The following is a 12,622-nucleotide window of genomic DNA, read 5'->3' on the forward strand; positions in this document are numbered from 1 at the left end:
GTGGTGGTGGTCGCGGTGGTGGTGGCGGTGCTCGCAGCCGGACGTCCAGCGGTAATTCCGGACCCGCACGGGGCAACGTCGGTGGACGCAGCAGCGGGCGGCGGGTCCCGTCGATCTCGGGAGGCGTTCAGTCGGCCCGCGCCGGGATCTCGCGCGGCAGTCACTCTCTCGACGCCATGGCCCAGGACATCGCTGGCGATGTGCCGGGCCGCCCCTTCGCAACGAACGAGGTCATGAAGTGAGCACGACCACCACGCCCATGCGTCACCGCCAGACGTACATGATCGGCCCCGCACCGAGGGAATCGTTCCTCTTCGGGCTGAACATCGCCGCAAGCGTCTATCTCTTCGCCTGCGCGATCGTGGGCGTGTTCGCACTGTCGATCGCCGACAACAAGCTCTATGCCCTCGCCTTCATCGGAGTCATGGGCATTACCGCGTTACCGCTGATCCTGCGGTTCCAGCGCAAAACCATCTACCAGTGGGTCGTCCTGTACTCGCAGTGGCTGATCCACATGTCGAAAGGCGAGAACTTGTACCTCTCCGGACGTTTCTCCCGCGTTCCCGGCGGCACCAACCGCCTACCCGGCGTGCTCTACGACAGCGTGCTGCACGACGGATGGGTCCAGCATCAGTCCCGCCAGAAGTTCGGCGTGATCGAGATGCCCAAGACTCATCAGTTCACCATCGTCATCGAGTGCTGGCCGCAGGGCAACGAGGCCATCGACCAGGACGCGGTCGATACCTCGGTGTTTTCCTGGGGCGCGGCAGTCAACTTCATCTCCCAGACCGGCGACGTCGACGGGATCACCGTCGTGATCGAGAACGGCCCCGAGTCCGGAAATCGGCTCCGACGTGAAGTGCGGTCGATGGCGCATGGCGACGGCTTCTACGGCGGAGAGCTGCCGGCACGGATGATGCTCGAGTCCGCGGAGTACCTGGCCACCGGCACACCGCGTTTGTGGGCACGGGTGGCCGTCACCTACCGAGCCGCCACCGCGAGTCGACGCAGAGACCCGGGCGAGCAGATCAAGGAACTGGCTCGCCGGATCGGCGGCGTGCTGACAGTGCTCAACGAAGCACAGCTCAACCCGCGACTGCTCGCATCGGAAGAAATCGTCTCGTTCGTCAAACACTCTTACACCCCGGCCGCATTGAACGATCTCGAGCTGTCGGAAATGAAGGGCGGGCACGACCTGGGGTGGGAGGACGCCGGCCCGCAAGCCCAGAAGGCGAATATCTCGAACCTCTTCCACGACGGCTGCTACTCCACGACTTGGGAAATGGCCGAGCGCCCGAAGAACGCCTTCGTCGAGACCGTGCTGCGACCACTGCTCGACCCCAACCCCGACGTGCTGCGCAAGCGCGTGGCGATCTGCTACCGCCCCCATTCGCCGGCCGAAGCCGCGACCATCATCGGCCGCGACCTCAAACACGCCAACAGCGGCGTGAACCGACTGGGCAAGAACGGCCCCAGTTTCGAGGCGCAACAGCGCTTGAAGAGCGTCGAGGACCAGCTCGAAGAACAGGGCCACGGACACGGGCTCACCATGATCGGGGTGTTGGTGACGGTGACGACTCCGGACGGGGAGGACCGCCCGAAGGCCGACTCGGTCACCAAGGATCTCGGCACTCGATCCTCACTTCGCTTGCAGCGCCTGTGGTTCACCCAGGACACCGGATTCGCCGCAACCCTGGGGGTCGGCGTCCTCATGCCCTCGCACACCAAGAACGTCGCAAAGAAACTGGGAGCGTGAGATGAGCATCAAACGCCCCTGGCGACGGGCTGCCAGCGCCGCCTCGCACCGCGACCTCGGCCGCACCGCGGCACTACGGCAGCGTGAACAGCACTGCGAAAGCGTCGATTCCGCCCCGGTGGCCGTCCTCGACGACAACGAGCGCCGCGAGCTCGAACGCGCCGCCGAATCGAAGAACATCGCCGTCTCCTGGCGGGCACGCCTGCATCTCGGGCGCGACGCTGCAGCTCGATCGAAGACCGTAGGCCACAGCCGCGACGCGGAGACACTGCGCGGCAACCACATGGGACTCTCAGGACGCGGCGGCGGCAAAGCCGGACCCGTGCTGCCCCTGACCGAATTTCGTGCCACCACACTCCAAGCAGCCGGTATGTGGCCCTTCCCGGTCGGAGCCGGTGCACCGATCGTCGGCGTTCCGCTCGGTGTGCACCTCTACACCGGCGCACCGGTGTGCTTCGACCCGCTCTCGTGGATGACTCGCGCCCGATTCCTCCAGCAGCCCTCGATGATGCTGCTCGGCCTGCCCGGATTCGGTAAATCGACGCTGGCCCGCAAGATCATCCTCGGCCTGATCTACGCCGGAGTGTCCACCCTGATCATGGGCGACATGCGGCCCGACTACCGCAAACTCGTCGAAGCCCTCGGCGATCGAGGCCAGATCATCGACCTCGGGCTGGGCCGCGGTCAAATCAACCCCCTCGACATGGGACCGCTGGCCCAAATTCTGCCCACCCTCGATGCCGCCGACACCGACGCGGCCGACAAGACCGCGGCCCTGGTTCGCAAACGCATCGCCGGCGACCGCGTCCGCCGAGTCAAGACATTGCTGCAGGTCACCCGCGGTAACGCCCCGATCGACGACTTCGAGATCTCCGCCCTCGGGGCCGCGATCCGCCTACTCGAAGAACGCTTCACCGGTGCCGTCCAACCGCTGCTCTCCGACCTCGCGGACGTCCTCGAGGAAGGCCCCGACCCGGTACGGCGTGCATTCAAAGCCGACACCGACTCCGACTACCGAACCGGCTCGATGACACTGCGCCGTACCCTCAACGCCCTGATCGACGGAGAATTCGGCGAGGTGTTCTGCGGTCAGACCACCGTGCCGATCGACATCAACGCCGCTGCGGTCTGCGTCGACGTCTCCGGGATTGGTACCGCCGACAAGACACTCAAAGGTGCAGTGCTACTGGCCTGCTGGGAGCACGGCTTCGCAGCTACCGACGCCGCGCATTACCTCGCCGATGCCGGATGCGGGCCTCGCCGCAACTTTCTGGTCATCCTCGACGAGATGTGGCAAGTGCTGCGCGCGGGCGTCGGCATGGTCGACCGCGTCGACGAACTGACCCGCCTGAACAGGGCCTGGGGGACCGCACTGTTGATGTGCACCCACACCATCAGCGACCTCGAATCCCTACCCAACCCCGAAGACGTCGCGACCGCCAAAGGACTGGTCGAACGCGCCGGAGTGCTGGTGGTGGGCGCATTGCCACGCAAGGAGATGACACGACTGTCCGACATCAAACCGTTCACCGACACCGAAGTCGCCGACATCACCTCCTGGTCGTCGCCGAAGGCACTGACCGGTGAGGCCGGCGCTCTGAGCGCTCCACCCGGGCAGGGCAAGTTCATCGTCAAACTCGGTGAGCAAGGCGCACCGGGTATTCCGTTCCGGACCGTGCTCATGCCCTCCGAGATCGAATCCGGTGTCCACGACACCAACCACCGATTCACCTTCGTCGGCGACGACCTCGACGACGACTACGACGAGGTCGCGTGAGATGGCGAAACGGTTCTATACCAGCGAGTTTCGGGACAAGTGCCTCGCGCTCGTCGGGGAGCAGATGAAGACCGCCTCCTCACGCGAAGAGGCCGTCGTCGCTGTCGCTGCGGCACTGCAAATCCCGGTCACCACCCTGCGTAACTGGGTGCGCACCGAACGCGGTGCAGCACGCGTCACCCAGTTCCCCGCGGATACCGAACTGGCAGTCCGCGAGCTTCGTGACCAAGTGGCCATCCTGCAACGCGCTCTCGGCCGCGAAAGGATCTGAACCGGTGAAAAGCACCGCCAGCAAGGGGACGTTGGTCGGCGTCGCCCTGTTCCTTGCCCTGATCCTGGCGCTGGTGCTGCTGATCTTCCCCGACGACGACGAACCCAAAGTCGGGGATTGCCTGCCCGGCGGTGCACCGACCGCGACGTTCCCCGCCGGCACCAAGGTCAAGCCGATGAAGGCCGGCACCTACCAGTTGACGTCCGGATTCGGTCCGCGTTGGGGCACCATGCACAAGGGGCAGGACTTCGGATCGGCTGCAGGCGAACCGATCTACGCCACCGCCGACGGTGTGGTGTCCAAGGCCGGACCGGCAACGGGGTTCGGGCAGTGGATCGTCATCGACCACAACATCGACGGACAAATCATCTCCAGCGTCTACGGACACATGTTTCCCGACGATCTAGAGGTGACCCCCGGCCAACAGGTCCACGCAGGCCAGGAAATCGCCAAAGTCGGCTACAACGGCGAAGTCTCACCACCTGGACCAGGCGGTGCGCACCTGCACTTCGAGATCTGGCAAGGCGGCCACGACGCCGGCGAAGCCGTCGACCCGGCCCCGTGGATCGCCGCAGCCTCCGAGCCCGACGCCCCCGTCGCGAGCCCAGCCACTCCGTCGCCCTCGCCCGCAGTACCGACCCCAGGCGGCGACCTCCCACCTCTACCGCCGTCAGTCGGGTCCGAGGAGCACTGGCAGGTCGACACCGTTCGCGTAGCCCGATCGGTTGCGCAGAAGTTCCCCGAGATCAAAACCATCGGTGGGTGGCGGCCGTACGACGCCTACGACGATCACCCCAGTGGCCGCGCCGCGGACATCATGATCCCGGACTACGACACCGGTGCCGGCAAGGAACTCGGAGATCGGGTCGTCGAGTACCTGATGGCCAACAAGACCGAGCTGCACATCGAGTACATCATCTGGCGCCAGACCTACATCCCCGCCGAAGGCTCCTCGAACCAGATGGAGGACCGCGGCTCCCCCACCCAGAATCACTTCGACCACGTCCACGTCACCACCGCCGGCGGCGGGATGCCCGACGCTCTGACCACCTACGGCTCCGCACCGGGCGCAGCAGGCAGCCCAGGGGCCGTCCCGACCCCCTGCGGGGTCAACCCGGCGGCGAGCGGCGGCGAAGCTGATCTCGCACCCGGGAAAGTGCCCCCGGAGTTCGAGCCGTGGGTGATCAAGGCCGGCAACACCTGCCCGCAGATCCGCCCGCCCGTGATCGCCGGACAGCTCAAGCAGGAATCGGGCTTCAACCCCCGCGCGGTTAGCCCGAGTGGAGCCGAAGGACCGGCCCAGTTCATGCCCGGAACCTGGCCCGGGTACGGGCGCGACGACGACGGCAACGGCTCGGTCTCCCCCTACGACATCGGAGACGCAGTCATGGCCCAAGGCCGCTACATGTGCGAGATCGCCGGCCAGGTCGACGCCGGGATTGCCAACGGCTCCATCTCGGCCCCAAACGGCCCCCTCGAGCTGTATCTCGCCGCCTACAACGCGGGCTTCGGCGCGGTGCAGTCCTCCGGCGGATTCCCCACCGGCTCACCGGACTACGTCAACCAGACCCGTCCCTACGCCGACCTGATCCAGCAGTACGCCACCGAATACGCCTCGATCGCATAACCGATCCACCCCAACCGAGATCACGAGCACGACCGAAGGAGATACCCGAAATGGTGAAACGGCGCAGCACCCACAACTCGGTAGCCGAATGGGAGACCGCGAAGAAGGCCGTCAAGGAACACCTCGACGACCTGCGCGCGCTCGAGACCCATGGCGAGCTCTACACCTGGGCGAAAGAGCACGACCTCGCCGTCCCTGGCCTGTTCCCGAAGTTCAAGACCGAACTGTCCAAACAGCTCGGTATCGACTACGACGCACTGCGCGAGCAGGCCTACGCCCAGCGCAGAGAGCAGATCGCCGCGGCCGCCGCGGATGGGCCGGTACTCGAGATGTGGACCGCCGCCGACGACGAGGTGTCCTCGTTCGCGATCTGCGGACCCGAAGGGGTCGTCGTCACCTACAACACCTTTCACCCCGAGGACAAGATCTACCGCAACGGCGACCAGGTCTCGGCCGACCGTTCGGTGGCGCAGCACGCGGTGTTCGTAGCAGGCCAGGCCCGCGAGGAGCTCGACGTCGAGGCAGTCCGGCTGATCCTGCACGTGCTGAACCACGAAGTCGGGGCCGACGACCCTGCCCTGGAGCGAACGGCGCTGCGAGGCCGCGTGCACGTGAGCGTCGAAATCGACCAGGACAACCCAGCGGCGGAGTGGTGCCGCGAGAACGGCTACAAGTCGTGGCGAGAGACAAATCTGACCACCCTCGTCGTCGACGACGAACGGATCGCAGGATGAAACGCGGGCAGCTCATCGTGGTCAGTGCGGTGCTGGTCCTCGTCGTGGCCGTCGCCGCCGCTGTGATCACCCTCGTCAAATTCAGCAGCACCGACGAGAGCCACGACCCGGCGACCGACGCCCACGTGCACCTCGACGACGACCGTAGTTCCGATCCGGACGCAGTCGCCGAAGCGGCACTGGCGGCGATGTTCTCGTGGCAACCGGCCATCGACCCCTCCCCCGCTGCCGCCGTCGGACGAGCTCAGCGCTGGCTCGGCGGTCAGCTTGCCGCCGACGCCACGCAACCGACCGCGACCGGGATCCGGCCGCTGCCGCAGTGGGCAGGATGGAGTGACTCCGGGGACATCGTCACCGCCACAGCACAATCGGGCGATTCGATCACCGCCTCCGACACCCGGCAGGTACTCGAGGTTGCTCTCACCCAGACCGTCCTGCACCGCGACGGAAGCACCGCCCCATACAGCAACTACCGTGTCCGGGCCGTCGTCGAAAAGAACTCCGACACATGGCAACTGACCGAATACAACTTGGCACCGAAATGAGGACGTGGGTCATGATAAGAGACATCATTCATTCGGATCCGAGCATCGTGATTTCCGGAACCGATCACATCGCACTATTTCATTCGTTGATCTCCTTCATGACGCTCGCCGTGATCACACTGGTTGCGGCGCTGTCGATCTGGGCCCTCACTGCTCCTCTCTGGTTGCTCCGTCGTCCGGGGGCACGGATCGTGGCAACGTCGTTCACAGTCGCGGTTCTCACCGGTGCAACGGCCACGGCACGGACAGTCCTCGACGCGCCCGGCTATTGGGCATCGGTGGCGTACCTGACTCCACTCTTCACGGTGGGAATGGTCGGTGTGATCGGACTTCGCAAAGGTGTTCCTTTCGGCCCTGCATCCCGCAAACGGAAAGCCGACACTCTCATCCAGGACCCGATCGCAGGGAAGGCGCTCTGATGGCGCAGACACGTAGATCCGGAACCGGCGCACGATCGCAGGAGAACCTTCTGCAGGCGGTGCTGCTCTGCATCGGCCTGGCCGTGGTGGTCACCCTCGTCTTGTCCTGGTGGGCAGGAACGTTCCTCGCCGGCGGCGACCCCAGCGGCAATCCCATTCAGGGGGTATTTGAGTCCTTCACCGGCCAACGCCCCTGGCCGTGGCAGTCGACGGCCATCGCCGTGGCACTGGTGGTGGCGATCATCGCAGTCTCCCTGCCTATCGCGGTCCGGCGAACGAAGGGACGCGCCGATGTCGACCGGGCCGCGCGCACGATGGTGGCACCGAACAAGCTTCGCGGCGTCTCCCCGAAGGAATCGCACCGTCTGACCCCCCAGTTCGACAGGACCGACCCCCGGTCGTGGGGATTTCTGATCGGTGTGACCGTGTTGGGGAACAAGCCGGTGTACCTGTCGTGGGAAATGGTCATGGTCGCCCTGGCCGGCACCCGAATGGGAAAGACCGTCGCTCTTGCGGTGCGCGCGACCTTGGCAGCACCGGGGGCCACGATCGTGACCAGCAACAAGCCCGACCTGTACGCCGCGACGCGCCTCGGGCGCGAACGGTACGGGCGGGTTTGGGTGTTCGATCTGCAGGCGGTCAGCGGATCGGTGCAGCTCACGTTCTGGTGGAACCCGCTCAAGCACATCACCACCCTTGCTCAGGCCCGCAAGCTCGCCTCCTTCTTCGTGTCCGCGTCGACGAAGAAGGACGCCAAGACCGACGGTTACTTCGACGGTGGAGCTCAAGAGTTGCTCGCCCTCTACTGCCTGGCTGCGGCGTCGGCCGGCGGTGATCTTCTGCACGCGGTGAGTTGGCTCGGCCGCGATCAGGACAGCACCCCCGCACAGATCCTCGATGCGTTCGACAAGAAACGCGCCGCGGCCCGAGTCCGTGAGGCGCAGGGCCTGACCGATCGCCAGCGCGACGGCCTGTTCGACATGGCGCGCAGATTCCTCGACATCCTGTCCGACGACGAGTACGCCCAGGCCGTCACACCGCCTGCGCGGGCGATCATCGAGGTAGACGCGACGGACAAGACCGTGGCCCCGCGCGTGAACACGCGGTACGAGGAGCCGCTGCACGATCGCCTCGAGTTCGATCCGCGGGCGTTCGTGGCCAGTACCGACACCCTCTATGCACTCTCGCTCGAGGGTCCGGATTCGGCGGCACCGCTCACCACCGCTTTGGTGGGGCAGATCTTCGATGAAGCGACCGCGCTGGCCTCACGGACCCCGGCTCGCACCTACGACAAGCAGATGCCGCGGTGGTGGCCGACCAGGATGTGGCAGCCCACCATTCGCACTCAGGGAGGCCGGCTCGACGTTCCGCTGGTTGCCGTTCTCGACGAGGCCGCGAACACCGTGCTACTCCGTCAGTTGCCTGACCAGTACTCGCATTTCGGTGGCCGTGGAATCATCCCGATCGCGATTCTGCAGTCGCCACAGCAGGGTGCGCGGGTGTGGGGTCGCGACGAGTTCGATTCGATGATTGCCGGTGCCGTGCATTTCTACGGCGGCAACATCAAGGACAAGCAGTACCTCAGCGATCTGTCCGAGCAGATCGGTTCGCACGAGGTGCAATCGACCACCCGCAGCAACGGCCAAGGAAGCCGCAGTACGTCGCAAAGCTGGCAGGAACGGCCCATACTCCCTATCAACGAATTAGCATCCCTCTCGAAATACCGTGCCATCGTGGTCTTTCCGGAGAATCCGCCCGTTCTGATCAAGAAAGTCTGGTGGACCGACACAGACGACGCCGAGATGATCACCCAGTCCATCATCGACTACAGCGGATCCGCCGAGCAGGCGAAAGAACTGCTCGACGGTCCGTTCAACGTCGACTACGAACCGGGCCACGACGACGTCGACGAGTACGAGCTCGAGGACTGGAACCGATCGGCGGTGAGCATCGATGGACGATGAATTCGCCCTCGACGAGGAACTGGATCTCGACGCCGAACCGGAGGTCGAGCCCGCGTACGAGTCGGTCGAGGACTGGGTTCAGCACTACCTCGCACGGGTGATTCAGCGTCGGATCAGTGACCGACCCGGCCACGGGCTCACCTGGGATGCCCGGTGGTGGCGGCATGGCGAAGCAGTCGCCCGCCTGACCGCACTGTGGTGGGCCTGGGAATCTGCCCGGCGTTCTGTCGAGGACCGGTCGGCGATGTCGGGATGGTGGGTCGATCACTGCGAACCTCACCTGCGGATGCTCCTCGACGGCGTCACCGGGCCGATGAGCGGTGCCGACGACACCGGCACCTGGGGCGGCTACGGACCTCTGACGTGCGAACCGGTTCCCGCAGGCTGGGTCGCGGACGATCTGGCAGACCTTCCTCATGAGCATCCGGTGCCGATCGGGGAGGACGCCGACGAGCTACCGGCCCCGGCGTTTCTGCGGCTCGAGGACTTCGTGGAGAAATACCTCAGCCACGTCATCAACCGCAAGATCGACGACAAGCCCGGCCGCGGACTGTCCTGGGATCGGCGCTGGTGGCAACACCAGGAGGTCGTGTCGCGGCTCAGGGCCTTGTGGTGGGCGTTCGAGGAAGCACGCAGTTCACCCGACGATCCCGCGGCGATGTCGAGCTGGTGGCTTCGGCACTGTGACCCGCAGATGCGGGTGCTCCTCGACGGTGAATCGGGACCGATGAGCAACGCCGACGTCGACGGGAGCTGGCCTGGCCATGGCACTCTGCTCATCGCCTACCCACCGGAGGGCTGGCAGGCACCGAAACATCTGACCCCCTGACGAGCAATACCTGATACCGAAGGCTTCCCCCATGAGAACAGCACCTGCACCCGCATTCGAGCGCCCAGGTACGCCCGGCGACCGGCACCGACTACGGGCATCGATCGCCTTGACGGCGATCATCTGGTGGCTCGCCTGGTCGATACCCGTCGCCGAGTGGGTGCTGTCCTCGGCGGCGAGTGTCTCGACCGATAGCGGCCGACGTGACGCCGCCAACGATGCTGTGGCGCAGGGATGGTGGGCGATCATCACCCTCGTCGTAGCGCTGTCGATCGGAAGCCTCATCGCCGTGGCCATCGACTACACGAACGGACGCCGCTGGGCTGTCACCGCGTGGAAGAACGCGGTGCGCCTGGCGAGCGCCCTCGCCCTGATGTGGGCGATCTGGACCGTGAGCGTCCTCGCCGCCGGCGGAGTGCAGACCCTGTGAAGGCGGCCGAAACCGCGCGCTCATCGGTGGCCTTTCGCGTGGTCACCGCTTGGGTGTCGGTGGCCATTCTGACGGGATGTATCCCTAATGGCGCACGGTCGACCACCGCGTCCGGATCGGAATCTTCTGGGGTGGTCGAGCGAGTGGTCGACGGGGACACGATCGAGGTGCGCCTGGCCACCGGTGGCGAACCGATACGGGTCCGCATTCTCGGGATCGACACTCCCGAGACAGTCAACCCCGACACCGACGTGCAGTGCTGGGGGCCGGAAGCAAGTGTCTGGGCACACCAACAGCTCGACCACACGGCCGTCACGCTCATCTCCGACCCGGTGGCGGACGCCACCGACCGGTACGGTCGCGCCCTGCGGTACATCGTCCTCCCGGACGGTAGCAATTACAGCATCGTCGCCGCTGGCGCGGGAATGGCCCGGGCCTACACGTACAAGGGCCAGCAGCTCTCCGAAGCGGCGAATATCGTTGCCGCGCAATCGACAGCACAAGACGGCGGTGCTGGCCTCTGGGGACCGCCGTGCCACGGGCAAGCCCTTCCCAACTGACACCCCACTCAGCTGGTCAACCCTCGGCGTTCTCGCATTCTTGTTGCCGGGCCAAGACTGCCGATCGAGCGCTATTGTCAGCGCACGAAACAGGGAGGGACAACATCGATGACAACACCGGGGCACCCATCACACAAAGGCCGCAACTGGACGGCCGGAGTAATACTTGCGGGGGCGATAATCGGGGTAGCGAGTGGAGTATTGGGCTTTCCGGGGCAGGTCAAGGACGCCTACAACGACCTCTTTGGGTCTGAAGAGACGCAAGCTCTAGATCCTGGCTCGACCACCACAGTCACCACGGCCCAGGTGAATCACCCTAGGTTTGATGCCGCTTCCTTCTGAGTCAGGAAGGATGAGCACATGCCCAAGAAAATCGATCCGGAGGTCCGTGCGAGGGCCCTGCGGCTACTCGAAGCTCACGGAGCCGAGTACGCCTCGGTGACGGCCGCGGCGGAAGCGATCGCCAAGCAGGTCGGTGTCGGTCAGGAGACAGTGCGGCGGTGGGCCGTGCAAGCCCAAGTCGACCAAGGCTCCCGCGCCGGCACTACCTCGAAAGAATCGGCGGAGATCAAAAAGCTCAAGGCCGAGAACAAGCAGCTGCGCGAGGACGTCGCCATCCTCAAAGCTGCGACGACTTTCTTCGCGGGGGAACTCGACCCCCGCAACCGATGATCATCGCTTTCATAGATTCGTTGCGTGCCAACGGTTCTGCGGTCGAGTCGATCTGCCGGGTCCTGAGCGATCAGGGCTGCAAGATCGCCGCGAGAACCTACCGAGCATGGCGTTCACGCACGCCCGCTCCGCGCACCGTCGCCGACGCCCACGTCATCGACGCGGTCAGGGATCTCGTGTGGAACACCGACGCCCACGGCCGGCGGAAGATGACACCGGAAGGGTTGTACGGGAGGGTGAAGATGCGCGCACATCTGGACCGGACCGCGATCCCCGGGGTGTCCTACGGCGCGGTGGACCGCGCGATGAAGGCACTGTGCCACAACGGTATTCGGCGAGCGAAAGGAATCAGAACCACAATCCGCTCGGCGGACGGCGTGCGAGCGGGCGACCTGCTCAACCGACAGTTCCGGGCCGAGGAACCGAATCGGGTATGGGTCACCGATTTCACTTACGTCCGAACATGGGCCGGGTGGGTCTACGTGGTGTTCATCATCGACGTGTTCTCCCGGCGGATCGTCGCCTGGCATGCGTCGATGTCGAAGACTGTGGACCTGGTGACGATTCCGCTTCGGATGGCGCTGTGGCAGCGCCGCCGTGAGGGTAACCCGGTGAAAGCTGCTGAGCTGATACATCATTCGGACGCGGGCAGTCAGTACACGTCCGTGAAGCTGACCGAGAAATTAGCGCTCGAGAACATCGCCGCGTCCATCGGATCGGTCGGGGACGCCTACGACAATGCCCTCGTCGAGTCAGCGAACGGGCTTTACAAGACCGAGTGCATCCGAACGACGATCTTCCACTCGGGGCCGTACAAGACGATCACAGACGTCGAGTACGCGACCGCCGGTTGGGTCGAGTGGTACAACGTCAAGCGGCTTCATTCCAGCATCGGCCACATGCCCCCGATCGAATACGAAACACTCCACTACGCTGACCTCACCACCGAGGATCAGCCCCAACTGGAGGCGGCACAGAACCTAGGGTGATTCACAGGTGACTACACCGTCGACGACGACCGCTGGACCCACGACAACC

Annotated in this window: 12 protein-coding genes and 1 pseudogene; all 13 read left to right on the top strand. The window is 65.1% G+C overall.

Translation table 11 applies throughout. The features are described from left to right. Positions 1-242: pseudogene (locus J1M81_RS25935) on the top strand (hypothetical protein); the annotation flags it as partial. Further along, positions 239-1,756, top strand: coding sequence for an SCO6880 family protein (locus J1M81_RS25940; RefSeq protein WP_206499175.1), 1,518 nt, complete (start codon positions 239-241; stop codon positions 1,754-1,756). The pseudogene J1M81_RS25935 and the gene J1M81_RS25940, both read left to right, overlap by 4 nt. A gap of 1 nt (position 1,757) precedes the next feature. After that, positions 1,758-3,533 (top strand): hypothetical protein, encoded by a 1,776-nt coding sequence (locus J1M81_RS25945; protein WP_206499176.1) that lies wholly within the window; start codon positions 1,758-1,760, stop codon positions 3,531-3,533. Between the two features lies 1 nt (position 3,534). Next, the gene (locus J1M81_RS25950; protein ID WP_094658377.1) at positions 3,535-3,804 is read left to right on the top strand and encodes a hypothetical protein; all 270 of its coding nucleotides are present in this window, start codon (positions 3,535-3,537) and stop codon (positions 3,802-3,804) included. Positions 3,805-3,808: 4 nt separating this feature from the next. Next, a complete protein-coding gene (locus tag J1M81_RS25955; RefSeq protein ID WP_206499177.1) occupies positions 3,809-5,431 on the top strand; it encodes a M23 family metallopeptidase in 1,623 nt (540 codons plus the stop codon). A gap of 50 nt (positions 5,432-5,481) precedes the next feature. Continuing rightward, the gene (locus tag J1M81_RS25960; protein ID WP_206499178.1) at positions 5,482-6,165 is read left to right on the top strand and encodes a hypothetical protein; all 684 of its coding nucleotides are present in this window, start codon (positions 5,482-5,484) and stop codon (positions 6,163-6,165) included. After that, entirely contained in the window at positions 6,162-6,710 is a 549-nt protein-coding gene (locus tag J1M81_RS25965) for a hypothetical protein (protein WP_206499179.1), read from the top strand. Before J1M81_RS25960 ends, J1M81_RS25965 begins: the two co-directional genes overlap by 4 nt. A gap of 11 nt (positions 6,711-6,721) precedes the next feature. Next, positions 6,722-7,129 (top strand): hypothetical protein, encoded by a 408-nt coding sequence (locus tag J1M81_RS25970; RefSeq protein ID WP_206499180.1) that lies wholly within the window; start codon positions 6,722-6,724, stop codon positions 7,127-7,129. Further along, the gene (locus J1M81_RS25975) at positions 7,129-9,093 is read left to right on the top strand and encodes a type IV secretory system conjugative DNA transfer family protein (RefSeq protein ID WP_206499181.1); all 1,965 of its coding nucleotides are present in this window, start codon (positions 7,129-7,131) and stop codon (positions 9,091-9,093) included. Before J1M81_RS25970 ends, J1M81_RS25975 begins: the two co-directional genes overlap by 1 nt. After that, entirely contained in the window at positions 9,083-9,922 is an 840-nt protein-coding gene (locus J1M81_RS25980; protein WP_206499182.1) for a DUF4913 domain-containing protein, read from the top strand. The genes J1M81_RS25975 and J1M81_RS25980 overlap by 11 nt, the downstream gene beginning before the upstream one ends. 31 nt (positions 9,923-9,953) lie before the next feature. Then, complete coding sequence (locus J1M81_RS25985; protein WP_206499183.1) at positions 9,954-10,352, top strand: hypothetical protein; 399 nt, start codon at positions 9,954-9,956, stop codon at positions 10,350-10,352. Further along, positions 10,349-10,912 carry a thermonuclease family protein gene (locus tag J1M81_RS25990; protein ID WP_206499184.1) on the top strand — a complete coding sequence of 188 codons (564 nt, stop codon included), beginning with the start codon at positions 10,349-10,351 and terminating at the stop codon, positions 10,910-10,912. Before J1M81_RS25985 ends, J1M81_RS25990 begins: the two co-directional genes overlap by 4 nt. A 360-nt stretch (positions 10,913-11,272) precedes the next feature. After that, a protein-coding gene (locus J1M81_RS25995; protein ID WP_149407240.1) for an IS3 family transposase occupies positions 11,273-12,573 on the top strand; the annotation gives its coding sequence in 2 pieces (ribosomal slippage) (positions 11,273-11,546 and positions 11,546-12,573; 1,302 coding nt in all). Positions 12,574-12,622 lie beyond the last annotated feature (49 nt).

Source organism: Rhodococcus sp. KRD175 (genome assembly GCF_017168275.1).
In the GTDB taxonomy this organism is placed as follows: Bacteria; Actinomycetota; Actinomycetes; order Mycobacteriales; family Mycobacteriaceae; genus Rhodococcoides; species Rhodococcoides fascians.

Excerpts from the sequence above, each read along its gene's own strand:
- J1M81_RS25945 (WP_206499176.1), top strand. The coding sequence starts at position 1,758 with ATGAGCATCAAACGCCCCTGGCGACGGGCTGCCAGCGCCGCCTCGCAC.
- J1M81_RS25950 (WP_094658377.1), top strand. The coding sequence starts at position 3,535 with ATGGCGAAACGGTTCTATACCAGCGAGTTTCGGGACAAGTGCCTCGCG.
- J1M81_RS25960 (WP_206499178.1), top strand. The coding sequence starts at position 5,482 with ATGGTGAAACGGCGCAGCACCCACAACTCGGTAGCCGAATGGGAGACC.
- J1M81_RS25965 (WP_206499179.1), top strand. The coding sequence starts at position 6,162 with ATGAAACGCGGGCAGCTCATCGTGGTCAGTGCGGTGCTGGTCCTCGTC.
- J1M81_RS25970 (WP_206499180.1), top strand. The coding sequence starts at position 6,722 with ATGATAAGAGACATCATTCATTCGGATCCGAGCATCGTGATTTCCGGA.
- J1M81_RS25975 (WP_206499181.1), top strand. The coding sequence starts at position 7,129 with ATGGCGCAGACACGTAGATCCGGAACCGGCGCACGATCGCAGGAGAAC.
- J1M81_RS25980 (WP_206499182.1), top strand. The coding sequence starts at position 9,083 with ATGGACGATGAATTCGCCCTCGACGAGGAACTGGATCTCGACGCCGAA.
- J1M81_RS25985 (WP_206499183.1), top strand. The coding sequence starts at position 9,954 with ATGAGAACAGCACCTGCACCCGCATTCGAGCGCCCAGGTACGCCCGGC.